This window comes from Citrobacter werkmanii (assembly GCF_008693645.1).
In the GTDB taxonomy this organism is placed as follows: domain Bacteria; phylum Pseudomonadota; class Gammaproteobacteria; order Enterobacterales; family Enterobacteriaceae; genus Citrobacter; species Citrobacter werkmanii.
Genome location: NZ_CP044101.1, coordinates 1375971 through 1402007 on the forward strand (window position 1 = coordinate 1375971; position 26037 = coordinate 1402007).

16 protein-coding genes are annotated in these 26037 nt (G+C 54.3%); 14 read left to right on the plus strand and 2 right to left on the minus strand.

Going from position 1 to position 26037, the window contains the following annotated elements; all coding sequences use genetic code 11:
• Window positions 1-3 precede the first annotated feature (3 nt).
• The 6 genes from FOB24_RS07185 to FOB24_RS07205 all read left to right on the plus strand — a co-directional run bounded on the left by FOB24_RS07185 (window position 4) and on the right by FOB24_RS07205 (window position 15238).
• On the plus strand, window positions 4-12060 hold the full coding sequence (locus FOB24_RS07185; RefSeq protein WP_223851237.1) for a hemagglutinin repeat-containing protein: 12057 nt from the start codon (window positions 4-6) through the stop codon (window positions 12058-12060).
• Window positions 12057-12542 carry a hypothetical protein gene (locus FOB24_RS07190; protein WP_101700592.1) on the plus strand — a complete coding sequence of 162 codons (486 nt, stop codon included), beginning with the start codon at window positions 12057-12059 and terminating at the stop codon, window positions 12540-12542. The genes FOB24_RS07185 and FOB24_RS07190 overlap by 4 nt, the downstream gene beginning before the upstream one ends.
• Window positions 12543-12726: 184 nt before the next feature.
• Window positions 12727-12888 carry a hypothetical protein gene (locus FOB24_RS24270; protein ID WP_190971860.1) on the plus strand — a complete coding sequence of 54 codons (162 nt, stop codon included), beginning with the start codon at window positions 12727-12729 and terminating at the stop codon, window positions 12886-12888.
• Window positions 12889-13330: 442 nt separating this feature from the next.
• Window positions 13331-13576, plus strand: coding sequence for a YmjA family protein (locus FOB24_RS07195; RefSeq protein WP_069323914.1), 246 nt, complete (start codon window positions 13331-13333; stop codon window positions 13574-13576).
• 86 nt (window positions 13577-13662) lie between these two features.
• Window positions 13663-14139, plus strand: a complete 477-nt coding sequence (locus tag FOB24_RS07200) for a cold-shock protein (RefSeq protein WP_038638021.1) — start codon at window positions 13663-13665, stop codon at window positions 14137-14139.
• A 382-nt stretch (window positions 14140-14521) separates the two neighbouring features.
• Window positions 14522-15238, plus strand: coding sequence for a YebC/PmpR family DNA-binding transcriptional regulator (locus FOB24_RS07205; RefSeq protein WP_038638023.1), 717 nt, complete (start codon window positions 14522-14524; stop codon window positions 15236-15238).
• Window positions 15239-15352: 114 nt separating this feature from the next.
• On the opposite strand, the gene FOB24_RS07210 is transcribed toward FOB24_RS07205, so the two are convergent.
• Window positions 15353-16210, minus strand: coding sequence for an alpha/beta hydrolase family protein (locus FOB24_RS07210; RefSeq protein ID WP_069323915.1), 858 nt, complete (start codon window positions 16208-16210; stop codon window positions 15353-15355).
• 168 nt (window positions 16211-16378) lie between these two features.
• On the minus strand, window positions 16379-17191 hold the full coding sequence (locus FOB24_RS07215) for a DNA-binding transcriptional regulator (protein ID WP_051594508.1): 813 nt from the start codon (window positions 17189-17191) through the stop codon (window positions 16379-16381).
• 190 nt (window positions 17192-17381) lie between these two features.
• Here FOB24_RS07215 and FOB24_RS07220 point away from each other — a divergent pair, with 190 nt between their 5' ends.
• The 8 genes from FOB24_RS07220 (at window position 17382) to mmuM (ending at window position 25984) form a co-directional block, all read left to right on the plus strand.
• On the plus strand, window positions 17382-19046 hold the full coding sequence (locus FOB24_RS07220) for a bifunctional 3-(3-hydroxy-phenyl)propionate/3-hydroxycinnamic acid hydroxylase (protein ID WP_137351108.1): 1665 nt from the start codon (window positions 17382-17384) through the stop codon (window positions 19044-19046).
• A gap of 1 nt (window position 19047) precedes the next feature.
• Entirely contained in the window at window positions 19048-19992 is a 945-nt protein-coding gene (mhpB, locus tag FOB24_RS07225; protein ID WP_150344721.1) for a 2,3-dihydroxyphenylpropionate/2,3-dihydroxicinnamic acid 1,2-dioxygenase, read from the plus strand.
• Between the two features lie 28 nt (window positions 19993-20020).
• Window positions 20021-20887, plus strand: a complete 867-nt coding sequence (mhpC, locus tag FOB24_RS07230; protein WP_069323918.1) for a 2-hydroxy-6-oxonona-2,4-dienedioate hydrolase — start codon at window positions 20021-20023, stop codon at window positions 20885-20887.
• A gap of 9 nt (window positions 20888-20896) precedes the next feature.
• Window positions 20897-21706, plus strand: coding sequence for a 2-keto-4-pentenoate hydratase (gene mhpD, locus FOB24_RS07235; protein ID WP_150344722.1), 810 nt, complete (start codon window positions 20897-20899; stop codon window positions 21704-21706).
• Window positions 21703-22653: an acetaldehyde dehydrogenase gene (mhpF, locus tag FOB24_RS07240; RefSeq protein ID WP_038638040.1), complete on the plus strand. Its 951-nt coding sequence runs from the start codon at window positions 21703-21705 to the stop codon at window positions 22651-22653. The genes mhpD and mhpF overlap by 4 nt, the downstream gene beginning before the upstream one ends.
• On the plus strand, window positions 22650-23663 hold the full coding sequence (gene mhpE / locus FOB24_RS07245) for a 4-hydroxy-2-oxovalerate aldolase (RefSeq protein ID WP_069323921.1): 1014 nt from the start codon (window positions 22650-22652) through the stop codon (window positions 23661-23663). The genes mhpF and mhpE overlap by 4 nt, the downstream gene beginning before the upstream one ends.
• Window positions 23664-23731: 68 nt before the next feature.
• The gene (gene mhpT, locus FOB24_RS07250; RefSeq protein WP_038643046.1) at window positions 23732-24943 is read left to right on the plus strand and encodes a 3-(3-hydroxy-phenyl)propionate transporter MhpT; all 1212 of its coding nucleotides are present in this window, start codon (window positions 23732-23734) and stop codon (window positions 24941-24943) included.
• A 114-nt stretch (window positions 24944-25057) separates the two neighbouring features.
• A complete protein-coding gene (gene mmuM, locus FOB24_RS07255; RefSeq protein ID WP_087857020.1) occupies window positions 25058-25984 on the plus strand; it encodes a homocysteine S-methyltransferase in 927 nt (308 codons plus the stop codon).
• The last annotated feature ends 53 nt before the right edge of the window (window positions 25985-26037 follow it).

Sequence of the window (26037 nt, forward strand, 5' to 3'; positions counted from 1 at the left end):
GTGATGAAAAAGGATCAGGTTCGTTTTTCCCAGCGTTTGCTAAGCGGCATGTTGAGTTTTCTGCTGGCTACCCAACCACTGCTCCCGGCGATGGCTGCCGTCATCACGCCTGAAGGCAATACGCAGATGGATAAAGCCGCCAATGGTGTTCCGGTGGTGAATATTGCCACACCGAACCAGTCCGGGATTTCACACAATAAATATAACGACTACAACGTGGGAAAAGAGGGGCTGATCCTTAACAACGCGACCGGGCAATTTACCCAAACCCAGCTCGGCGGCATTATCCAGAATAACCCAAACCTACAGCCAGGAAAGGAAGCTTCAGGGATCATCAACGAAGTTACCGGCGCTAACCGTTCACAGCTGCAGGGCTATACCGAAGTCGCGGGGAAAGCCGCCAACGTCATGGTCGCTAACCCCTATGGCATTACCTGTAATGGTTGTGGATTTATCAACACGCCTAACGCCACCCTGACCACCGGTAAACCTGTGTTGGACGCCAATGGCAACCTGCAGTCGCTGGAGGTAAGCAAGGGCAGTATTACCATCGAAGGTAAGGGGCTGGATGGTAGCCAGAGCGATGCAGTGTCGATTATTGCCCGCGCCACGGAAATCAATGCTGCGCTACACGCCAAAGATTTGACGGTTATCGCCGGCGCGAATCGCGTTGCGGCGAATGGGCAGACGAGCACGCTGAATGGCGAAGGAGAAGCACCGAAAATTGCGGTAGACACCGGCGCGTTAGGTGGCATGTATGCTAACCGAATTCACCTGGTCTCCAGCGAGAAAGGGCTGGGGGTCAACCTCGGGAATCTGAATGCCCGTCAGGGTGATATCACCCTCAATGCTAACGGGAAGTTAACGATCGGCAATAGTCTGGCAAATGGTGGTCTTTCTGCCAGGGGCGAAGGCGTCACGTTAACCGGTAGTCATAAGACCGGGAGCGGGATGGCCATCAACAGTACCGGGGCGTTAGCGCTACAGGATGCAAATCTCTCCAGCGGCGCAAACGTGCAGTTGGGCAGCGATGGCAAGGTGACGATCGATGGTGGTGGGATTGCCGCAGCTGGCGAGTTGCAGGTGGCTGCTAAACAGGATGTAGCCGTTGCTGCAACCACTCTGGTTAGCCAGAAAAACACCTCACTGCGCAGTGACGGCTCGCTGACAGTTACCGACGGCAGCCTGACCAGTAAAGAAAAACTGGATGTCGAGGGTACTCATGGACTGACGCTGACCCGTTCCACGCTGGGTAGTGATGCTGATGTTAGCCTTAACAGTAAGGGCTATCTGTCGGCGAAAGGGGGATTGCTCTCAGCAGGTAATGGATTAACGCTGAAGGCGCAGCGCATAGCACTGGATAACGCCAGTCGGGCCGATGCGAAAGGCGCATTAAGCCTGACCGGTAGCGAAATGAACAACCAGGGGCAGGTCAATGCGGGAGATACTTTATCTCTCTCTGGTGACCACCTCGTTAATGGTGGTCAACTGGCGGCAAACGGCAGTCTTGATGCTTCTGTCAGCAGCCTTAGCAACACCGGTCTGATGCAGGGTAACAGCGTATCGGTCCGCAGCGGGTCGCTGGATAATATGGGCACGCTGGCGAGCGGCAGCCAGCTTTCAGTACAGACGGCAGCGCTGAACCAGCAGGGGATCCTGAGCACGAAAAACGATGCGGATATCCGGGCTGATGCCACGCTGCGTAATAGTGGAAAGTTGCTCTCTGATGGCACTCTAACGGTGCAGGCCGCGTCAGTTGAACAATATGGCGTCCTCTCTGGCAACCAGGGGGTAATGCTCAATGCTGAAAATCTCACCGCCGCGAAAGATTCGTTGATCGCCGGGCAACAAAACATACAGTTAAACGTTACGCAAAACCTTAACCTGAACGGTCAGGTTAATGCCGCTGGCGCGCTTAACGTCGGCGCAAAGCAGCTGACTACCGGCAAAGACGGTCATTTACAGAGCGGTCTGGACCTTGCGATTACCGGCAACAGCGTGACGCTCGACGGCGTACAGGCGGCAAAAGGTTCGCTGGATGTGACGGCTGACCGGCTCAGTCATGGCGGAAAATCCACCGGGGCACGCGTTGGTTTCAGCGCGCAGCAGTCAGTTGATAACCATGGCGAACTGTTGGCAGATACCCTGACGCTCAGCGCGGCGACGCTGACTCATAACGGCAGCGCCAGCGCTGAACGCATCTCGATTATTGCACCTGAACTGCTGACCAGCGGCGGCTCTCTGATAGCCGACACGCTAACTCTCCACAGTCAGCATGTTGTGAATAGCGGTCTGATGCAGGGTAACGCGGCAATGGACCTACAGATTGATAAGTTAGATAACCTGAGCGGCGGCTCGCTCTATGCCAGGCATTCTCTGGCGCTGGATATACCGTATCTGACCAACCATGGGCTGATTACCAGCGACGGTTCATTGCATCTCAATGGTCGCCAGTTGGTTAACGGCGGAGAAATTAACGGCGTTAGTCTGCAAAGTGAATATGCGACGGTAAAAAACGAAGCCGCGGGGCGCCTGCTGGCGGACACGTCATTATCTGTTAACGGACAGCAGACAGATAACCTCGGACTCATGGCCGCCGAAATGCTCGCGCTGAACAGCCAGGACGTGAAAAACGACGGGAATGTGTTGTCGGTGGGGGAATTGAGCCTGAAGAATCAGACTCTGCACAACACCGGCTTGCTGCAGGGCGGCACGCTGAATCTGGAAGCAAATACGTGGCAAAACAGCGGTAATGCGCTGGGTGAAACGGGGGTAACGGCGACAGTACACGACGCGTTCACTAACCAGGGCAAGGTACTCAGTCAACAGGGTATGACAGTGCATGCCGCCAGTGCGAATAACAGCGGAATGCTGGCGGCGAAGGTGCTGGCATTACACGGCGATCTCAGCAACAGTGGGATCCTGCAGGGGGATCACGCGCTCGCCTGGGATGGCAGTCGCTTCACTAACCTTGCGGGTGGGCAGGTGACCAGCGGTGAAGATCTACAGCTTAGCGGAAAACGTTTCGAAAATGATGGCCAACTGGAGGGCCGTACGGCGGCGATCAGACTGGATAACCTGCACAATAGCGGCAGCGTTCAGGCACTGGATAGCCTGAAAATTCAGGCTAACGGGCGACTGGATAACCAGGGATCGCTGCGCAGTCTCAACCTGTTCGAGCTGGCTGCGGCGCAGTTGTTTAACAACAACACGATTGCAGCAAAATCCCTGAGTATTTCCGTGCCGGAGCTTATGAATAACGGCATTGTGCAGGGTAATTCGGCGCTACAGCTCACCACCCGCAATCTGTTCAATGGTCAGCAGGGGCAACTGGTCAGCGGCGCGGGGCTGGATTTAGACCTCGACTCACTGGAAAACCACGGTCTGCTGCTGGCGAATACCGGCTTCACACTGCGCGGCAGCACATTAATTAACGCAGGTGATATTCAGGCCGACTCCCTGAACCTGACGCTGGCAAACTCGGTTGAAAATCAGGGGAGCCTGGTGGCGAAACAGGGGGCGTCAATGAATACTGCATCCCTGGATAACCGCGGTACGCTGGCGGCGACAAGTGTCGCTCTGGATGGAAAATCAATCCGTAACAGCGGACGGGTGCAGGGCAACGACAGTACCTCGGTTTCTGCGAATACCTTCACCACGGATACCACAGGTAAATGGCTGGCCGGTAATGCGCTGTTGGTGCATACCGGTGCGATGGAAAACGCCGGCGTACTGCAGGGAAATACCCTGACATTTACTGCCGACTCGCTGAATAACAGCGGGGTGCTTAACGGTTTACATGGCCTGGAAGGCAGGCTATCCGGGCGACTTACCAACCCCGGACACATTCAAAGTGGCGGCGCACTGACGCTTACGGCTGATGATATCAACAGTGCCGGACGTATTGCCGGTGACAGGCTGACTCTTGCTGCCTCGACGTTAAACAATTCAGGCCTGTGGCAGGGGACGAACGGACTTGCGCTGTCTGGCGATGTACTCACGACGGGGATAACCTCCCGTACGCTGAGCGGCGGCGCGTTGACCTTTGATGCTGGCAATATAACGACGCAAGGAACGCTGCAGGGGCAGCAGCTCACGCTGACCGCTGATAACTGGTTGCACAAAGGATCGCTGATAAGCCTGGGTAATCTGACGGCTACTGTAAACAACGGCCTTACCACATCAGGCGATGTGATGAGCCATGGTGGAATGTCACTAACCGCGCAGCAGCTTGATAACAGTGGAAGGCTGCTCAGCGAGAGCGATGTAACGCTCGACGGCGCACAGTTCGATAACAGTGGCGCGGTACAGGGAAATACCCTGACCTTGCAGCAAAACAGGATCCACAATCAGGGCACGCTGACCGGCCTGCAAAGCCTGACGCTGGAGGCTCGTCAGCGTCTGATGGCGCGAATGGCGATGGCTTCACCGCAACAGGAATTGATTAACGCAGCAGGTGGTTCACTGCTGACGCAGGGAGCGCTGAAACTCACTTCTGGCGATGTGACGAATAATGGCACGTGGCAGGGACAGTCCGTTCTGCTCAGTGCGCAAACGCTGACAAACAACGGGGCAATACAAAGCGCCGACGCCCTGCAGTTTACGCTCGCAAATAACCTGACTTCTGCGGCCGGCAGCAAAATTACCGCCCTTGGTAACGCGACGCTACAGGCGCTTTCTCTGACTAACTCGGGGCAATGGACGGCGAAAAATCTTACGCTGAAGGGGGCAACCCTTGATAACAGCGCGGCGATTAGCGGCGTAAATGCGCTCACGCTTGCCATGAACGGCGCGGTCAGGCAGCAGAAAGCGGGCAGTATGCTGAGCGGCGGCGCGTTGGATCTGACTGCGGCGTCAGTCACCAACGATGGAAAAATTCAGGGTGCGACGTTGGGCATGACGACCGGCGCATTGACCAACAGCGGACGACTACAAGGGGATAATGGCGCAACGCTGTCGCTGAGCGGTGGTTTGATAAACCAGGCTTCCGGGGAGATTGTCAGCCGCCAGGGGCTTTCGCTTTCTACGCCAGTGCTGTCCAACTACGGTTTAATGCAGGGCGGTGGAGAGACCCATCTTAACGCCGCAACACGCGCGCTCAATGACGGCAAACTGCTTTCCGGCGCGGGAATGACGCTGACGACGGCAGAATATTCCGGCGCAGGCTGGTTACAGGCGACAAACCTCGTTCTGAATGCGGCAACGGCCACCAATGACGGTAACTGGCTGGCCGACAGCGCCACGCTTGCTGGGACCCGGTTTACCAACCAGGGAACCGCGCAGGCCGGTCAACTGGCGGTGAAATACGCGCAACTGACGAATAACGGTACGCTGTTAGGCAACTCGCAACTGAGTGTGAATGCCAGCGAAGTTAATCAGAATGCGGCAGGGAAACTGTTCAGCGGCGGCGACCTGTTCGTTGAAAGTCGCGGGCTGGGTGCGTTGGGACAGGTGGTTGCGCTGGGTAATCTGACGCTGAAGCTGGTGAATGGTTTTACTGCGCAAAGCGCTTTTGCCGCGGGTAAAACACTGACCATTACCAGCGATGGCGCTATCGACAACCGTAGCGTGCTTCAGGGGCAATCGCTCAACCTGACGGCGGGCGGACAGCTCAGCAATAACGGGCAAATTACAACTGGCAGCGGCGTCAGTTATCTTAGCGGCGACAGCGTAGCGCTCAATGCCGCCGGAACGTTACAGGGCGGTGGCGATATTACGCTGACCAGTCGCGGTAATATTTCAGTCGCTGGTTTCACCGGAACGCGTGGCTCTCTGACGCTCAATGCACCGGGCGCCATCGTCAATACGGCGCTGTTGTACGCGGCAAATAATCTGGCGCTTTATGCTAACACCATCACCAACCAGCGCGGCGATATCCTCGCGGGCAACAATCTGTGGATGCAGCGAGATGCTGCGGGCAATGCCAACAGTGAAGTGGTCAACACCTCCGGCAATATCGAAACCCAGAACGGTGATATCACGATAAAAACAGGACATCTGCTGAACCAGCGAGATGGGTTGAAAACAAACCAGACACAAATAGCTGGAGCAAACAATATTCCAGGGATAGGTAATGCGACTGTTGCGATAGATATCAGTCAGATGGCAGAAGGTACCTATGGCGTTAATGGTTACTCCTATGAGGTACAAACCAGCTCCTGTAGTGCGAATGCCTCCTGTAATATTCGTCATTATTACCAGTATTACTACGCACCGTTTAAAGACACGGCGACGCAGAAATTCATTTCCAGCCAGCTAAAAACAGAGGTTTCCAGCTCTGGCGGCGCAGCTCGTATTTCATCAGGGCGAAATCTGTCAATTGGCGCAAACGCGCTGGATAACGCAGCCAGTACTATTCTGGCAAATAATAATATTGACCTTTCAGGAAGCACATTCAATAACCAGAGCTGGCAGTCTGGGACGCTTACTGATTATCTGGTTTATACCTATTCTCCAGAGAAATACTCCAATAAACAGTTTGCTGTAGATAACGTTGATGTTTTACCTCCGCGTTATAACGAGGGGAGAAACAGTAAAGGTGAAACTATTGTGCTTCCTAAAGAACGCACAATAACATTTACCCTGGAAGGGCATGACCGGGTTCAGGAAGGGGGAGAAACGTACCGTTCGGTGATTCAGGCGGGCGGTAATGTAAACGCCAGGTTTACTACTTCTATTGGCAACGAAAACGCAACCTCTGGTGGGGGACGGGTTAGCAATACCATCGTTACCCCAACCCTCAACACCCTCAGCAACCAAACCATCAGTAATGGGGTGCAAAAGCAGGCGTTGGCAGGCAATGACACGGTGAGCGTCAGTTCCCCTCAGTGGAACGATCGACTGCATGACGCATTGCAGCAGATTAACGGCGCAGGCGCGCTGGAAAGCGGCGGCGTATCAGACGCTACGCTCAACCCTGTTTCTACCACGCAGAAAGGTAACGCCAGCCTCGGCCAACTCAATGGCCTGATTAACCCAGGCGAGAAGGGCGTGAATACTGCCGGGCAAAATCAGGGCAAAACGGTGGATACCAGCGCGTATCCGTTGCCTTCCGGAAAGAACGGGTATTTCGTCGTCTCTGACGATCCGAAAAGCCCGTACCTGATCAACGTTAACCCGAAACTGAACGGCCTTGGTCAGCTCGATCCCAGCCTGTTTGGTGATTTGAATGCGATGCTGGGTATCAAACCTGGCGAAGCGCCGCGTGAAACCAATATTGCGTATACCGATCAAAACCAGTTCCTTGGGTCGGCCTATATGCTCGATCGTCTCAAACTGAACCCAGAATATGACTACCGTTTCCTCGGTGATGCGGCGTTCGATACCCGCTATGTCAGTAACGCCATGCTGAATAAGACGGGAAGTCGATACATCAACGGTATTGGTTCTGACCTTGACCAGATGCGTTATCTGATGGATAGCGCTGCCAGTACCCAGCAGTCGCTGGGACTGACATTTGGGGTGGCGCTGACGGCCGATCAAATCGCGTCCCTTGAGCACAGCATGCTGTGGTGGGAAGCCGCGACCGTCAACGGTGAAACGGTAATGATACCGAAGCTGTATCTCTCGCCGAAAGATATCACCGTAAACAACGGTAGCGTCATTGCCGGGAATAATGTTCAGTTGACCAGCGGGAATATCACCAACTCCGGCAGTACGCTGTTGGCGAGAAACGATCTCACCCTCGACAGCCAAAACAGTATTAATAACCTTAACAATAGTCTGATGCAGGCCGGGGGCAATCTCGACCTGAGCGCGATGGGTGATATCAATAACGTCAGCTCCGCCATCAGCGGAAAAACGGTGGCGCTGGAAAGTCTGGGCGGCAACATCAATAACCTGACGCTGGCGGAACAGATTGATGTGAGTGCCAGGGATAAATACCGCAATGTGAGCTTTAAAGATACGTTGCTGGGGTCTGTGGCATCCATTACCGCGCAGGATGGATTGTCGCTCTCGGCAGGTAAAGATATCACCGTTACTGGCGCGAATCTCTCTGCAGGCGGTTCATTGCTGATGGATGCGTGGGGAGATATTGCGGTAAATGCCAACCAGATTAACGATGCCCGGAGCCACTCCGGACGCTGGATAACAGAGACGGGGCGTTCGTCAGTGGACTGGCAGGGTAGCACCATCAGTTCGGGCGGTAAGCTCGGTATCAATGCCGGAAATAACCTCAACGTCACCGCCAGCGATGTTAACGCGGGGGGGAATGCTCAGCTTACAGCGGGTAACGATCTTAATCTGAATGCGGGCACCACTCAGCAAAGTAGCCGTAACGGCGGCAGTGAATCGCACAGCACCGGGCTTTCCCGTACCACCGTTTCGGCGGGTGACAATCTGCTGTTGAAAGCGGGTCAGGATATTAATTCCCATGCGGCCGGGCTGGCTGCGGAGAATGATGTCGGTCTGCTGGCCGGGCGAGATGTCAACCTGCTGGCTGAAGCAACGACAGACGGCGACAGTTATCGTGCGAAGAAGAAAACCGTGGTCAATGACGCCGTACGCCAGCAGGGAACGGAAATTGCCAGCGGCGGCGACGCCGTCATTATTGCCGGGCGTGATGTAAACGCACAGGCAGCGGATGTTACGGCGCAGGGCGATATCGGCGTAACGGCAGGCCGGGATGTGAATCTCACGACCGCCACAGAGAGCGATTATCACTACCAGGAAACCACGAAAACCAAAAAAGGATTCCTCAGTAAAAAGACTACCCATACGATTGAAGAAGACAGCGCTACGCGGGAAAAAGGCGCGCTGCTGAGTGGGAACAATGTGACGGTCGCCGCCGGGAATAACATTCTGGTACAGGGCTCAGCCGTTGCCGGTGACGGCAATGTGGCGCTGGGAGCTGGCAACAATGTGGATATCGTTGCTGCCACCAATACCGATACTTCATGGCGCTTTAAAGAGACTAAAAAGAGCGGTCTGATGGGGTCGGGCGGGATCGGTTTCACTATCGGTAGCAGTAAAACGACGCATGATCTGCGTGAACAAGGCACCACCCAAAGCGAGAGCTTCAGTACTGTCGGCTCAACGGGGGGCAACGTCAGTATCACCGCGGGCCAGCAGGCACATCTCGGCGGCGCGGATATCATCGCCCAGAAAGATATTGCTGTTCGCGGCGACAGCGTACTTATTGAACCGGGTCATGATAAACGCACCCGTGATGAGAAGTTTGAGCAGAAAACCAGTGGACTGACGGTGGCGCTGTCGGGGGCTGCTGGTGCTGCGATAAACAGTGCAGTACAAACCGCGCAGGATGTGAAAGATGAGAGTGATGACCGGCTTGCAGCGCTGAAGGCTACGAAGGCGGCGCTTTCCGGCGTGCAGGCGGCGCAGGGTGTTGCAGTTGCTCAGGCCGGTGGCGATCCGAATAACGGTATAGGCGTCAGCATTTCCCTGACTTCCCAGAAATCAAAATCTGAGCAGCATGCCTGGAGTGATACTGTGGCAGGCAGCACCCTGAATGCAGGTAACGACCTGGCTATTGTAGCGACAGGTAAAGGTCAGAGCGGAAACAGCGGCGATATTCTGATTGGCGCAAGCCAGTTGAAGGCGGGTGGGGATACCACGCTTGCGGCAGCGAACGATATCGTACTGAGCGGAGTGGCAAACACCCAGCAGACGGCCGGGAAAAACAGTAGCAGCGGCGGTGGTGTGGGCGTCAGTATTGGCGGGGGGGCCAATGGTTATGGTATTGGCGTCTTCGCTAATGTGAATGCGGCGAAAGGGCATGAGAAGGGTAACGGTACATCATGGGCTGAGACCACGCTTGATAGCGGTGGCACGGTATCGATGGCCAGTGGTCGTGATGCCATTCTGAATGGCGCGCAGGTCAGCGGCGATAAAGTGGTGGCGAATATTGGTCGCGACCTGTGGATGAGTAGCCAGCAGGACAGCAACGACTATAAATCGAAACAGAACAGCGTAGCAGCAGGCGGCAGTTTTACCTTCGGCAGCATGACCGGTTCGGGCTATATCAGTGCCAGCCAGGACAAGATGAAAAGCACTTATGACTCGGTGCAGGAGCAGAGCGGGCTTTTTGCTGGCGATGGCGGATTTGATGTGGTGGTGGGACGTCACACACAACTGGACGGTACGGTAATCGCCTCGACGGCGCCAGGGGATAAAAACAGCCTTGATACCGGAACTCTGGGGTTCAGGGACATTCACAACGAAGCAGACTTTAAGGTCAGTCATTCAGGAGCCAGCCTGAGCGGCGGCGGGGCTTTTGGCGGCGATCAGTTTAAAGGTAACATGCCGGGTGGAATGATTTCAGCCGCTGGCAACAGTGGCCACGCGGAAGGCACGACGCAGGCGGCGGTGGCAGACGGCACCATAACTATCCGTGATAAAACCGGTCAGAAACAGGACGTGGCGAATCTGAGCCGTGATACGGAACACGCCAACGGCAGCATCAGCCCGATTTTCGACAAGGAGAAAGAGCAGAACCGGCTGAAAGCGGTGGGACTCATCAGCGACATTGGCGGTCAGGCAGCCGATATCGCCAGGACCCAAGGAGAGATTATTGCGCTCAAAGAGGCGCGGAGGGACAATCCAAATCTGCCAGCGGATAAGCTGAAAGATACACCGAAGTACAAGGAAGAACTGGCGAAGTATGGCACGGGCAGCGATATTCAGCGGGGAATTCAGGCGGCAACGGCGGCGCTTCAGGGGCTGGCTGGCGGTGATGTGGGGGCCGCGCTGGCGGGGGCATCGGCACCAGAGCTGGCGAATCTGCTTAAATCGACAGAGGGCAATACTGCGGTAAATGTCATTGCCCACGCGATACTGGGCGGCGCAGCGGCTGCGATGCAGGGTAACAGCGCGGCAGCGGGTGCAGCGGGTGCGGCAACGGGTGAACTTGCGGCCCGGGCGATTGCAGGTATGCTGTATCCTGATGTGAAGGACCTGTCGCAACTGCGTGAGGATCAGAAGCAGACCATCAGCGCGCTGGCAACGATATCAGCAGGGATGGCCGGTGGTCTGGCAGGAGACACTACGTCATCAGCCGCAGCAGGTGCGCAGGCCGGGAAAAATGCAGTTGAGAATAACTACCTGAGCGTGTCTGAAAAGACAGAGCTTGAGATAGCAAAACAGACGCTTAAAAACAGTAAAGATGCGGCAGAGCGCGAAAAGGCACAGCAGAAATATGATGCATTGCTTGAAAAAGATATCAGCAGTGATAAGGCGGTAATCGCTGCATGCAGTAATGGACAGGCAGCCAGCGCGGCTTGTGCCGGTGAAAGACTGAAGGTTATTGCTGCTAAAGGAGGTTATGAAACCGGAAACTACAATAACCAAGCCAGCGACATGTATCCGGATGCTTACGGGCAGATAGTAAACCTGCTGAATATCACCAGTGTTGATGCACAAAATCAACAACAGGTGAAGGATGCGATGGTGAACTATGCCATAGTGCAGTTTGGGGTCGATAGGGCGACTGCAGAGGCATACGTTGAAACTTATGATGGAATGAAGGTTGTAGCGGCTTCGATGGCACCAGTAATAGGTGCTGCGGCGGCCAGTAAGATAGAAGTTCTGGCTGGTAAACAACGCTTGTCTAATAGTTTCGAGGTTAGCTCACTCCCAGATGCAAATGGGAAAAATCACATCACGGCTGTAAAAGGTGATGCTAAAATACCTGTCGATAAGATTGAACTATATATGCGTGGTAAAGCTTCCGGTGACCTTGAGTCTTTGCAAATAGAATATAATTCTTTAAAAGATGCAAAAATTAGCAGCCAAAAAGAATTTGCAAAAGATCCAAATAATGCTAAAAGGATGGAAGTGTTAGAAAAACAAATCCATAATATTGAGCGTTCTCAAGATATGGCTCGTGTATTAGAGCAAGCAGGTATAGTGAATACTGCCAGTAATAACAGCATGATAATGGATAAGTTATTGGACTCAGCTCAGGGGGCTACGTCTGCAAATAGAAAAACATCTGTTGTTGTATCAGGACCTAACGGTAACGTAAGGGTTTATGCTACATGGACAATATTACCTGATGGCACGAAAAGACTTTCAACTGTTAATACGGGAGCATTCAAATGATAAATGTGAATAGTACCACAAAGGATATTGAAGGTTTAGAAAGTTACCTGGCTAATGGCTATGTAGAGGCTAACTCTTTTAACGACCCAGAGGATGATGCGTTAGAGTGTCTCAGTAATTTATTAGTTAAAGATTCGGGGTGCTGTCTGTCATTTTGTAAAAAAATACTTAATTCAAATAACATTGATGGTGTTTTTATTAAAGGTTCGGCGCTGAATTTCTTATTATTGTCAGAACAGTGGTCTTACGCATTTGAGTATTTGACAGGCAATGCGGATAATATAACTCTTGCAGAGCTTGAAAAGGCGCTTTTCTATTTTTATTGTGCAAAAAATGAGGCAGATCCTTATCCTGTACCAGAGGGTTTATTCAAAAAACTAATGAAAAGATATGAAGAACTGAAAAATGACCCTGATGCAAAATTTTATCATCTTCATGAAACGTACAATGATTTTTCAAAAGCTTACCCTCTGAATAATTAGAAGCTATCGCCCGTGTAATATTGTCTATGACTGCATGGAAGGATGATGGTCATAGTGTGTTGGGAGCTATTCTTTAACAGATTTGGGGGAAATGGTGTAACTGGCTGAAAGGGCGCGTCAGGGCAAAAAGTTAGTGGGCTGGAAGTATAGCAGAGAAAACTGGTTTTAAGCCACTGAAAATAAAGTGGAAAATGTTATTGTTACGGGGTGCGCACCGGAAAGAGTTGTTGTTGAGAATAACTCACTCAGCGGTGATAAGGCCCGAGAAGCGGCGAAACAGGCTGCTGAATCCCTGAAAAATCAGGTCAGGGAAAAGCTGGGTGAAGGCGGAACAGTCCTGCGCTGATTACGTTCGCGGGTGAATACTTGCCGTACCTGTCAGCCTACTGTGCAGGGGGAAAGCGGTTTTTTGCGTAGTAACTCGTGGTTTTACGGGGCATCTGGTGAAACACCTGAATATGCCTGGGCAACGGCGGGTTCTGGCATAAAATTTGTGTCAGCGATAATCAGCTTCTTGTAAGTTGTCATGTATTAAGCGGAATAAAGGTGTTTGTGCCCCTTTGCTACTACACTATTTAACCTATGGCTATCACACCGTACTTAATAAAACTGTCGTCATTTAAAAATGGCATATTTATTAAATGCGAAGCGGTTCCAGAAAATAGTGTTGATATATGTAATGTGTAACCGCCAATAAAACAGATCGCGAACCATGAAATAACAATGCTATCATTCACATCAGACGTGGCAGACAACTGCTGGCACACGCATTCACCCCGGAGCACCTCATGAATAACGACATTCCGCTAAAATATTATGATATCGCCGACGAGTACGCGACCGAAGCCGCAAAGCCGGTAAACGATGCCGAACGCGATGCGCTGGCGCACTACTTCCAGCAACTGATCACCCGTTTAATGAACAACGAAGAGATTAGCGAAGAAGCGCAGCAGGAGATGGCAACCGTGGCCGGTGTCGACGCGCAGCGTATCGACGATATCGCGGAGTTCCTCAATCGCTGGGGTAACGAGTAGCCAAAGACGTGGTCTGTGTTTTACACTGCGCGCAAATTCAGTAGATATACTCTGCGAGTATTAGATTTAATCAGGTGGAAACAGCAATGAACGGAACAATCACAACGTGGTTTAAAGATAAAGGCTTTGGATTTATCAAAGATGAAAATGGCGATAACCGCTATTTTCATGTGATTAAGGTTGCTAATCCTGAGCTGATCAAGAAAGACGCGGCGGTAACCTTTGAACCGACCACCAACAACAAAGGTCTGTCTGCCTATGCGGTGAAAGTCATACCAGACAGCAAATACATCTATATCGCGGGCGAGCGTCTGAAGCTCACGGCGATCAAGTCGTACCTGGTATACAGTGAAGAAGTTCCTGTCGAAACCCGTATTGATAAAGAAAACGCGGTGCTGTCTGTCGGCGTGCTGATGAACAGCATCCGGCCAAAATCAGAGGTGAAGCCAGGCGAAATGCGTAAGCTGAAAAAACTGGCTATCACCACTTTCCAGGGCACGACGCTGATCTTCTCCGAAGATGAAATCGACATTGATGCGACAGTAAAATTGCTTAAGGTCTGAAGCTCTTCAGACTGATAAGTGCCGCAACTCTGTTATTCATTGCCCCATGCGGATAGTGTTGCTCTGAGCGCTGAGGATGCAAGAAACCGCTCGCCCAGAGCAGAACACTTTATGTAATTGCTGAAGCCGCCGCTGGTTTCGCGTCCTTATTATTACTGTGGTCCAATTAGTTAGGATAAAAACAAAAGAACCAGCAGGGAGTCTGGTAATAACCTATTCATAATGTTAATTATTAATTAAATAAAAGTAGCAGCTCATGAAGTTTTGATATTTTCATTTCTCATAGACGAGAATTTACACATCATGATATAATATGGTGGAGAAAACTCGCGGTTTATTAATCTGCGCGTAATGTAAATAAATTTTCGGGGAGTGTATTCCAGTGGGACGTAAATGGGCCAATATTGTTGGTAAAAAAACGGCTAAAGACGGTGCAACGTCTAAAGTATATTCAAAATTCGGTGTGGAAATCTATGCTGCCGCTAAACAAGGTGATCCAGACCCAGAATTAAACACAGCTTTAAAATTCGTTATTGAACGTGCGAAACAAGCCCAGGTTCCCAAGCACGTTATTGATAAAGCTATTGATAAAGCCAAAGGTGGCAGCGACGAAACGTTCATGCAAGGGCGTTATGAAGGTTTTGGCCCAAGCGGTTCCATGATTATCGCTGAAACCCTGACATCAAACGTTAACCGCACGATTGCTAATATTCGCTCAATCTTCAATAAAAAAGGCGGGAATATCGGGGCGGCAGGTTCTGTCAGCTACATGTTTGACAATACTGGTGTAATCGTATTTAAAGGCACTGACCCTGACCATGTTTTTGAAATTTTGCTTGAAGCTGAAGTTGATGTTCGTGATGTCACCGAAGACGAAGGAAATATCATTATTTATACTGAGTCTACCGACCTTCACAAAGGCATTGCAGCGTTAAAAGCAGCGGGAATTACAGAGTTTTCAACAACAGAATTAGAAATGATTGCTCAATCAGAAATTGAACTGTCGCCAGAAGATTTAGAAATCTTTGCAGGGCTTGTTGATGCTCTTGAAGATGACGACGATGTTCAAAAAGTATATCATAACGTTGCAAATCTCTAATTCTAAATTAAAGAAATCTGTCATTGTGGCAGATTTTTTTAACGATTAGATTTGTTATAAAAAGTATATCTGGCCTGACAGTACGGCAGAAAATAAAATTAAATATCTGCTGGCTCAATTCTGGCTCTGTCTCGCCAGCCACTGACCGACGATAGGCCATAATTTATCCGCACTCCGCGTTCGAAAAAAGCCCATGTGTCCAACTGAAGAAAGACCATAATCTGCGTGCCGAATTTCGCGATGTTCGATTTTTGCGTTTTGCACTGGCTCCATCAGGGATGCAATGGCTTCAGGGTTAGCCCACGGGTCGTCATCAAAACCCATCACCAGTAAAGGCAAGGTTATCTCACTTGCCCGTTGGCGTGCATCCCAGTCTGGATCGTCGTAGAAATAACCCGGCATTGCGCTCCAGCGTCCCCACTGAAGCATCACTGGAGCTGGCAAATCTTCGCCCAGCCCAAGGCGCCTGGCAGGCATATACCCGAAGATACGGCAAAGAACCGGGGCCAGAACACGCAGTAGGCACCAGACCCGCACTTTCTCTGCCGTTTGTTTTATTGTGCTCGTTACCCCGGCATGGGAGGCCACAATGACGGCCGCGTGCAGGGCGGAAGTGGCCGTGGAAAGCAGAACCGCATGCCCGCCGACACTGTGTCCTACCGCCAGCAGGTTAAGTCCGGGAAAACGCGTTTTAGCCCAGGCAGTAATGCAGCCCACGTCCTGCTCGATCCAGTCGGACATTGAGATGCTGTAGCTACGGAGCTTCCCGGATTTCGAGCGGCCCGTTCCCCGATAATCGTAAGTGACGACACTGAATCCCTGGTTAAAAAGGTACTCTGCGAACCCCTTATAAAACGCCTGTACAACCGCCGTGGCTGGATGAAGAATAACGATCGCTTTGGCATCGCTTCTTTCCCAAATCGTGGCGGACAGAAATCCGCCTTCATTTACGGGTATTATTATTGAATTCATTCATTGAGCCTTATCTGTGTGGTCATACCAGTTGGTTCTGAATTCAATGTAGCTTTAACTAGCGAATCTGGCGATTTTTTTGTTCTGTATCCCGGTCTCGTTAAAGGAGACCGGGAATGCGGAAGGTTATTTAACCTTTGGATAATCCGCCAACAAATGTGATCTACTTCACCTCCCGGCAACCAAAATCTCTTGTGACTCCACGCCGTCCTCTATCTGTTTCGCCACTTTTTGTAAGGCCGGAAGATGCTTTTCCGCTGCCTGCTCGATGGTCATGGCGCTGGCCATATACACCAGGTTCAGACAACCAATAACCCGCTGTTCGCTGCGGATGGGAACGGCGATGGAGGCGATTTTTTCTTCCTGATCCCACCCGCGATAGTTCTGTCCAAAGCCGTCTTTACGTGCGCGGGCCAGAATAGCGTCGAGCTTTAGCGGTTCGCGGGCTAACTGGAACTCTTCTCCTGGTCTTGAGGCCAGCATTTCAATCAGTTGCTGACGTTCATTCTCCGGGCAAAATGCCAGCCAGGTCAGGCCGGATGCGGTTTTTAACAGCGGTAAACGACGTCCGACCATTGCCCGGTGAAACGACAGGCGGCTGAAGCGGTGGGTGGTTTCACGCACCACCATCGCGTCAACGTCCAGCGTGGACACGTCGGTCGGCCAGATGACTTCGCGCAGCAAATCCCCCAACAGCGGGGCGGCGAGCGCAGAAATCCACTGCTCGTCACGAAATCCCTCGCTGAGCTGACGGACTTTAATGGTTAAGCGAAAGCTGTCATCGGACAGGCTGCGCCGGACGTAACCCTCATCCTGCAACGTTTCCAGCAGACGTCTGACCGTGGTGCGGTGCAGGCCGCTCAGCTCTGCCAGCAGGCCAACGCTGGCCCCGCCGTCAAGCCGATTTAACATATTTAATAACATTAACCCGCGCGTTAACCCGCGCACGGTTTTGTATTCGGTACCGTCGTCACTTTTCATATTCATTGACAAATATATAGGTAAAACAACGTTGTGCACTTAGTGCACATCCAGGCATGTTTTGATTGTAGCGCAAAAACTCACTTCTATACTGACCGCACAATAAAAATTATTCACATATTTTTAACAAAGCAAATTGCGCCTCACCAGGGCCTGCAATTGCGTTTTGTCCGAGTAGTGAGGTTCTGAAATGACAACTATAAATCCTGATATCCAACCCGCAGTGCAGCACACCGCGCAGGTAGCGATTGCTGGAGCCGGCCCGGTAGGGCTGATGATGGCGAACTATCTTGGCCAGATGGGCATTGAGGTGCTGGTGGTAGAGAAGCTCGACACGCTGATCGACTATCCCCGCGCCATCGGTATTGACGATGAAGCGCTGCGCACCATGCAGTCCGTTGGTCTGGTCGAGAACGTTTTGCCACATACCACGCCGTGGCACGCGATGCGCTTTCTTACCCCGAAAGGCCGCTGCTTTGCCGATATCCAGCCGATGACCGACGAATTTGGCTGGTCGCGCCGCAATGCGTTCATTCAGCCGCAGGTGGATGCGGTGATGCTGGAAGGGCTGTCGCGTTTCCCCAACGTGCGTTGCCTGTTTTCTCGCGAACTGGAAGCCTTCAGCCAGCAAAATGGTGAAGTGACGCTGAACCTGAAAGCGCCGGACGGCCAGCGGGAAACGGTGAAGGCCCAGTGGCTGGTGGCCTGCGACGGTGGCGCCAGCAACGTCAGGCGCTCGCTGAATGTGCCATTTGAAGGTAAAACCGCGCCGAATCAGTGGATTGTAGTGGATATCGCCAACGATCCGCTGAGTACGCCGCATGTGTACCTGTGCTGCGATCCGGTGCGCCCGTATGTTTCTGCCGCGCTGCCGCATGCGGTGCGCCGCTTTGAATTTATGGTGATGCCGGGGGAAACCGAAGCCCAGCTTAGCGAGCCGCAGAATATGCGCCAACTCTTGAGCAAAGTGCTGCCGAACCCGGATAACGTCGAGCTGATCCGCCAGCGCGTGTACACCCATAACGCCCGGCTGGCCGAACGCTTTCGTATTGACCGTGTGCTGCTGGCGGGTGACGCGGCGCACATTATGCCGGTCTGGCAAGGGCAGGGGTACAACAGCGGTATGCGCGATGCCTTCAATCTGGCGTGGAAACTGGCGCTGGTGATTAATAGCAAAGCCGGTGATGCGCTGCTGGATACCTACCAGCAGGAGCGCCGCGATCATGCCAAAGCGATGATCGATTTGTCGGTTACCGCAGGCAACGTGCTGGCGCCGCCAAAACGCTGGCACGGCGCGGTGCGCGACGGAGTTTCCTGGCTGTTGAACTACATTCCGCCGGTCAAACGTTACTTCCTTGAAATGCGCTTTAAGCCGATGCCGCAGTACCACATCGGGGCGTTGGTGCGTGAAGGTGACGCGAAAACCTCGCCAGTCGGCAAGATGTTTATCCAGCCGAAGGTCACGCTGGAAACCGGCGAAGTGACGTTGCTCGACAACGTCATCGGCCCGAATTTCGCGGTGATTGGCTGGGGCTGTAATCCGCTATGGGGCATGAGTGAAGCGCAGATCCAGCAGTGGCAGGCGCTGGGGACGCGGTTTATCCAGGTGGTGCCGGATACGCAGATACATACCGATCAGGATAACCATGACGGCGTTACCCGCATTGGCGATACGCAAAACCGTCTGCGCGCGTGGTTTGCCCAACACAATGCCGCGCTGGTGGTGATACGCCCGGACCGCTTTGTCGCTGCCATCGCTATTCCGCAAACCCTGGGCAACACCCTGAATAAACTGGCGTCGGTGATGACGCTCACCCGCGTAAATACCGATCTTCCTGTTGAAAAGGTAGCCTGATATGCACGCTTATCTTCACTGTCTTTCCCACTCGCCGCTGGTGGGCTATGTCGACCCGGCGCAGGCCGTGCTCGATGAAGTTAACGGCGTGATCGCCAGCGCCCGCGCACGTATTGCGGCGTTCGATCCTGAGCTGGTGGTGCTATTTGCCCCCGATCACTACAACGGTTTTTTCTACGATGTGATGCCGCCGTTTTGTTTAGGCGTAGGAGCCACCGCAATCGGCGATTTCGGCAGCGCCGCCGGGGAATTGCCGGTGCCCACCGATCTCGCTGAGGCCTGCGCCTATGCGGTGATGAAAAGCGGTATCGATCTTGCAGTTTCCTACAACATGCAGGTCGATCACGGCTTTGCGCAGCCGCTGGAGTTTTTGCTCGGCGGTCTGGATAAGGTCCCGGTGTTACCGGTGTTTATTAACGGCGTCGCCACGCCGCTGCCGGGCTTTCAGCGTACCCGCATGCTCGGTGAAGCCATTGGTCGTTTCGCCAGTTCGCTGAATAAACGCGTGTTGTTTTTAGGTTCCGGCGGCCTGTCGCATCAGCCACCGGTGCCGGAGCTGGCAAAGGCCGATGCCCATATGCGCGACCGCCTGCTCGGCAGCGGCAAACAGTTACCCGAAAACGAGCGTGAATTGCGCCAGCAGCGAGTGATCAGTGCCGCCGAGAAATTTGTGCAAGACCAGCACACGTTGCACCCGCTTAACCCCGTCTGGGATAACCGCTTTATGACCCTGCTTGAGCAGGGGCGTTTGCAGGAGCTGGACGCGGTCAGCAATGAAGAGCTATCCGCGATGGCGGGCAAATCAACGCACGAAGTGAAAACCTGGGTTGCCGCCTTCGCCGCCATTTCTGCCTTTGGCAACTGGCGCAGCGAAGGTCGTTATTATCGCCCGATCCCGGAGTGGATCGCCGGATTCGGCTCCCTGAGCGCCACCACACAGAACTGAAACAGAACTGAATATGCAGGAGAAGAGCATGACTTACCAACCGCAAACCGAAGCCGCCACCAGCCGTTTTCTGGAGGTGCAGGAAGCAGGCGAAACCTTACGCGTGCATTTCAATGACTGTGGGCAGGGCGAAGAGACCGTGGTGCTACTGCACGGCTCAGGTCCTGGCGCGACGGGCTGGGCGAACTTCAGCCGCAACATCGATCCGCTGGTTGAGGCCGGATACCGGGTGATCCTGCTGGATTGTCCTGGCTGGGGGAAAAGCGATGGGATCGTTAACCGCGGGTCACGATCCGATCTCAACGCTCGCATTCTGAAAAGCGTGGTCGATCAGCTGGATATTCAGAAAATCCACTTGCTGGGCAACTCAATGGGTGGCCACAGTGCAGTGGCGTTTACTTTGAGCTGGCCGGAGCGCGTGGGCAAGCTGGTGCTGATGGGCGGTGGAACGGGCGGCATGAGCCTGTTTACCCCGATGCCGACCGAAGGCATCAAGCGTCTGAATCAGCTATATCGTGAGCCGACCATCGAAAATCTGAAGCTGATGATGGAGATTTTTGTCTTCGACACCAGTGACCTGACTGAAGCGCTGTTTGAGGCGCGCCTGAATAACATGCTGTCGCGCCGCGATCACCTGGACAACTTTGTCCAGAGTCTGGAAGCCAACCCGAAACAGTTCCCGGACTTCAGCCCGCGTTTGGGTGAAATCAAGGCCCAGACCCTGATTGTCTGGGGCCGCAACGACCGGTTCGTGCCGATGGACGCCGGTCTGCGCCTGCTCTCCGGGATTGCCGGTTCTGAACTGCACATCTACCGCGACTGCGGGCACTGGGCGCAGTGGGAACATGCGGATGCCTTTAACCAACTGGTGCTGAACTTCCTCGCACGCCCTTAAGGAACGGACATGACGAATCTTAATCTTGAGCAGTTAGCCGCCGATTTACGCCTGGCAGAGGAAAAAGGAGAAGCTATCGCCCCGCTGCGTGAACTGATTGGCATGGACAATGCCGAAGCGGCCTATGCCATTCAGCGCATCAACGTGCAGGACAACGTGGCGCGCGGGCGGCGCGTGGTTGGGCGCAAAGTGGGGCTGACGCACCCGAAAGTGCAACAGCAATTGGGGGTCGATCAGCCAGACTTCGGAACGCTGTTTGCCGACATGTGCTACGGCGATAACGACACCATTCCGTTTTCACGTGTACTGCAACCGCGTATTGAAGCGGAAATTGCGCTGGTGCTGAACCGCGATCTACCCAATGCCGACACCACTTTTGATGAGCTATATAACGCCATAGAGTGGGTGCTGCCCGCGCTCGAAGTGGTCGGCAGTCGTATCCGCGACTGGTCAATAAAGTTTGTTGATACCGTGGCGGATAATGCCTCCTGCGGCGTGTATGTGGTCGGCGGGCCGGCGCAGCGTCCGGCCGGGTTAGATCTGAAAAATTGCGCAATGAAAATGACGCGCAATAACGAAGAGGTCTCCAGTGGGCGCGGCAGCGAATGTCTGGGACATCCGATCAACGCCGCCGTCTGGCTGGCGCGCAAAATGGCCTGCCTCGGCGAGCCGCTGCGTGCGGGGGACATCATTCTCACCGGGGCGTTAGGCCCGATGGTGGCGGTGAATGCGGGCGATCGTTTTGAAGCCCATATCGACGGTATTGGTTCAGTTGCCGCCACTTTTTCAACGGCGGTTACAAAAGGAAGTCAGTCATGAGTAAGCGTAAAGTCGCCATTATCGGCTCCGGCAACATCGGCACCGATTTGATGATTAAAATTCTGCGCCACGGCGTGCATCTGGAGATGGCGGTGATGGTCGGTATTGACCCGCAATCCGATGGTCTGGCGCGCGCCAGACGTATGGGTGTTGCCACCACCCATGAAGGGGTGACTGGGCTTATCGCCATGCCGGAATTTGCCGATATCGACATCGTGTTTGATGCCACCAGCGCGGGCGCACATGTGAAGAACGACGCCGCGCTGCGCGCCATTAAACCGGGGATCCGCCTGATCGACCTGACGCCCGCGGCGATCGGTCCATACTGCGTGCCGGTGGTGAATCTGGAGGCTAACGTTGATCAGCAGAACGTCAATATGGTGACTTGCGGCGGGCAGGCGACCATCCCGATGGTGGCGGCTGTCTCTCGCGTGGCAAAAGTCCATTACGCCGAAATTATTGCCTCTATCGCCAGTAAATCTGCGGGACCGGGCACTCGCGCCAATATTGATGAGTTCACCGAAACCACCTCAAAGGCGATTGAAGTGGTCGGCGGCGCCGAAAAAGGTAAAGCCATCATTGTGCTCAACCCGGCTGAACCGCCGCTGATGATGCGCGACACGGTGTATGTGCTAAGCGAAGCGGCCTCCGAGATTGAAGTTGAAGCGTCTATCAACGAGATGGCGGCGGCGGTACAGGCCTATGTGCCGGGTTATCGCCTGAAACAGCGCGTACAGTTTGAAGTTATCCCGCAGGATAAACCGGTGAATCTGCCGGGTATCGGCCAGTTTTCCGGGCTCAAAACCGCGGTATATCTGGAAGTGGAAGGCGCGGCGCACTATTTACCTGCCTATGCGGGCAACCTCGACATAATGACCTCCAGCGCGCTGGCGACCGCTGAGAAGATGGCGCAGTCACTCACCCGTCAGTCAGGAGAAGCAGCATGAACGGTAAAAAACTCTATATCTCTGACGTGACCCTGCGTGACGGTATGCACGCCATTCGTCACCAGTATTCGCTGGAAAACGTGCGCCAGATTGCGAAAGCGCTGGACGATGCGCGGGTCGATTCTATTGAAGTGGCGCATGGCGACGGTTTACAAGGTTCCAGCTTTAACTACGGCTTTGGCGCGCACAGCGATCTCGAGTGGATTGAAGCGGCGGCAGACGTGGTGCAGCACGCTAAGATCGCCACGCTGTTACTGCCGGGGATCGGTACTATTCACGACCTGAAAAATGCGTATCAGGCCGGGGCGCGGGTGGTACGCGTGGCGACCCACTGCACCGAAGCGGACGTGTCGGCCCAGCATATTCAGTATGCGCGCGAGCTGGGTATGGATACCGTCGGCTTTCTGATGATGAGCCACATGACCACGCCGGAAAATCTGGCGCAGCAGGCGAAGCTGATGGAAACCTACGGCGCGACTTGTATCTACGTGGTCGATTCCGGCGGGGCGATGAACATGAGTGATATTCGCGCCCGCTTCCGCGCCCTGAAAGCGGTACTGAAGCCGGAGACGGAAACCGGAATGCATGCGCATCACAACCTCAGTCTCGGTGTGGCGAACTCGATTGCTGCGGTGGAAGAGGGCTGCGATCGTATCGACGCCAGCCTGGCGGGGATGGGCGCAGGCGCGGGCAATGCGCCGCTGGAAGTGTTTATCGCTGCTGCGGATAAGCTCGGCTGGCAGCACGGCACCGATCTGTATGCGCTGATGGATGCTGCCGACGATCTGGTGCGTCCGCTGCAGGACCGCCCGGTGCGGGTGGATCGCGAAACGCTGGCGCTGGGCTATGCCGGGGTGTACTCCAGCTTCCTGCGTCATTGTGAAGTGGCGGCGGCGCGTTATGGCCTGAGCGCGGTTGATATTCTGGTTGAACTGGGCAAGCGCCGAATGGTGGGCGGCCAGGAAGATATGATCGTCGACGTGGCGCTGGATCTGCGCCACAGCAAATAAAAATGATTACGCGGCTGGCAACGTATCAGCCGCGATTCACCTGCATCGTGACCTCAGAGGTACATCTTATGACTACCCGTACCCCCGCATCCTGGCGCCTGACGTTGACCGTCGGGCTGTGTTTTTTAGTCGCCCTGATGGAAGGGCTGGATCTCCAGGCCGCCGGGATCGCTGCCGTCGGTATCGCTCAGGCGTTTGCGCTGGATAAAATGCAGATGGGCTGGATCTTCAGCGCCGGTATTCTCGGGCTGCTGCCCGGCGCGTTGGTGGGCGGTATGCTGGCCGATCGCTATGGCCGCAAGCGCATTCTCATTGCCTCCGTGGCGTTGTTCGGCCTGTTCTCGCTGGCGACGGCGATTTCCTGGGATTTCTCATCGCTGGTATTTGCCCGTCTGATGACCGGCGTCGGGCTGGGCGCGGCATTGCCGAATCTGATCGCGCTGACCTCCGAAGCGGCGGGGCCACGTTTTCGCGGTACGGCGGTGAGCCTGATGTACTGCGGCGTGCCGATTGGCGCGGCGTTAGCGGCGGCGCTTGGGTTTAGCGGTCTCGCCTCCGCCTGGCAAACGGTGTTCTGGGTTGGCGGGGTGATCCCGCTGCTGCTGGTTCCGCTGTTGATGCGCTGGTTGCCGGAATCGCAGGTTTATACCCAACAAACTCAGGTAGCTGCCGCGCCGTTGCGCGCCCTGTTTGCGCCAGCGGCAGCGAGCGCTACGCTGCTGCTGTGGCTGTGCTATTTCTTCACCCTGCTGGTGGTGTATATGCTGATCAACTGGCTGCCGATGCTGCTGGTGGAGCAGGGATTTCAACCCTCGCAGGCGGCAGGCGTGATGTTTGCTCTGCAAATCGGTGCAGCCAGCGGGACGTTAATTCTCGGGGCGTTGATGGACAAACTGCGTCCGGTGGTGATGTCGCTGCTGATCTACACCGGGATGTTGGCTTCGCTGCTGGCGCTGGGGACGGTGTCGACATTCAGCGGCATGCTGATGGCGGGATTTGTGGCGGGGATGTTTGCCACTGGTGGGCAAAGCGTGTTGTATGCGCTGGCGCCGTTATTTTACAACACGCAGATTCGCGCCACAGGCGTGGGCACCGCCGTTGCTGTCGGACGTTTGGGCGCGATGAGCGGCCCGCTGCTGGCCGGGAAAATGTTAGCGCTGGGCACTGGAACGGTGGGCGTGATGGCGGCGTCTGCGCCGGGGATTTTGCTGGCGGGCCTGGCGGTATTTATTCTGATGAGCCGTAAATCGCAGATGTCGATCCCGGCTAACGGTGCTTAAGCGACCGTCTGGTGCAGAGTTGACGCATCGCCATAATTGCGGGTGAGCGCGGAGCCTTGCGGGTATGGCTGTGATAGTGTGAGGGCTTATTTCCATCAAAACAGGAGCCAGAACATGTCGCAGAATAATCCGTTAAGCGCCATCCTCGACAAACAGGATTTCCTGTTACTGGATGGTGCGATGGCGACGGAGCTGGAAGCGCGCGGTTGTGATTTAGCAGACAGCCTGTGGTCAGCCAAAGTGCTGGTCGAAAATCCGCAGCTTATCCGCGAAGTGCATCTTGATTATTTCCGGGCGGGGGCGCAATGCGCGATCACCGCCAGCTATCAGGCCACGCCGGCAGGTTTTGCCGCGCGCGGCCTGAATGAAGCGCAGTCGAAAGCGCTGATTGGCAAAAGCGTGGAGCTGGCGCGTAAAGCGCGTGAAGCCTGGCTGGCTGAGAACCCGCAGGCGGGTACGCTGCTGGTGGCAGGCTCCGTTGGGCCTTATGGCGCGTATCTGGCGGATGGATCAGAGTATCGTGGCGATTACCAACGTAGCGCTGAGGAATTTCAGGCGTTTCACCGTCCGCGCGTGGAAGCGTTGCTGGATGCCGGGGCCGATCTGCTGGCCTGTGAAACCCTGCCGAATTTTACCGAGATTGGCGCGCTGGCTGAGCTGTTGACCGCGTATCCGCGTGCCAGGGCGTGGTTCTCGTTTACTCTGCGCGACAGCGAGCACCTGAGCGACGGTACGCCGCTGCGTGACGTGGTGTCGTTGCTGGCGGGTTATCCGCAGGTGGTGGCGTTAGGCATCAACTGTATTGCGCTGGAAAAGACCACCGCCGCATTGCAGCATCTGCACGGCTTAACGGCGCTGCCGCTGGTGGTGTATCCAAACTCAGGCGAGCATTATGATGCGGCAAGCAAAACCTGGCATCATCACAGTGAGCATTGTGCGCAGTTGGCGGATTATTTGCCGCAGTGGCAGGCCGCTGGCGCACGGTTGATCGGCGGGTGTTGTCGCACCACGCCGAAGGATATTGCCGCGCTTAAAGCGTGAAGCTGAGAATTTATCAGGCCTACATCGTTCACTGTAGGCCTGATAAGCGCAGC

What these genes read in the sequence shown, in the direction of transcription:
- FOB24_RS07215 (WP_051594508.1), bottom strand. Translation starts at nt 17,191, where the DNA reads ATGAAAAGTGACGACGGTACCGAATACAAAACCGTGCGCGGGTTAACG.
- FOB24_RS07220 (WP_137351108.1), top strand. Translation starts at nt 17,382, where the DNA reads ATGACAACTATAAATCCTGATATCCAACCCGCAGTGCAGCACACCGCG.
- FOB24_RS07190 (WP_101700592.1), top strand. Translation starts at nt 12,057, where the DNA reads ATGATAAATGTGAATAGTACCACAAAGGATATTGAAGGTTTAGAAAGT.
- FOB24_RS07210 (WP_069323915.1), bottom strand. Translation starts at nt 16,210, where the DNA reads ATGAATTCAATAATAATACCCGTAAATGAAGGCGGATTTCTGTCCGCC.
- mhpB (WP_150344721.1), top strand. Translation starts at nt 19,048, where the DNA reads ATGCACGCTTATCTTCACTGTCTTTCCCACTCGCCGCTGGTGGGCTAT.
- mhpC (WP_069323918.1), top strand. Translation starts at nt 20,021, where the DNA reads ATGACTTACCAACCGCAAACCGAAGCCGCCACCAGCCGTTTTCTGGAG.
- FOB24_RS07185 (WP_223851237.1), top strand. Translation starts at nt 4, where the DNA reads ATGAAAAAGGATCAGGTTCGTTTTTCCCAGCGTTTGCTAAGCGGCATG.
- mhpT (WP_038643046.1), top strand. Translation starts at nt 23,732, where the DNA reads ATGACTACCCGTACCCCCGCATCCTGGCGCCTGACGTTGACCGTCGGG.
- mhpD (WP_150344722.1), top strand. Translation starts at nt 20,897, where the DNA reads ATGACGAATCTTAATCTTGAGCAGTTAGCCGCCGATTTACGCCTGGCA.
- FOB24_RS07195 (WP_069323914.1), top strand. Translation starts at nt 13,331, where the DNA reads ATGAATAACGACATTCCGCTAAAATATTATGATATCGCCGACGAGTAC.
- mmuM (WP_087857020.1), top strand. Translation starts at nt 25,058, where the DNA reads ATGTCGCAGAATAATCCGTTAAGCGCCATCCTCGACAAACAGGATTTC.
- mhpE (WP_069323921.1), top strand. Translation starts at nt 22,650, where the DNA reads ATGAACGGTAAAAAACTCTATATCTCTGACGTGACCCTGCGTGACGGT.
- mhpF (WP_038638040.1), top strand. Translation starts at nt 21,703, where the DNA reads ATGAGTAAGCGTAAAGTCGCCATTATCGGCTCCGGCAACATCGGCACC.
- FOB24_RS07200 (WP_038638021.1), top strand. Translation starts at nt 13,663, where the DNA reads ATGAACGGAACAATCACAACGTGGTTTAAAGATAAAGGCTTTGGATTT.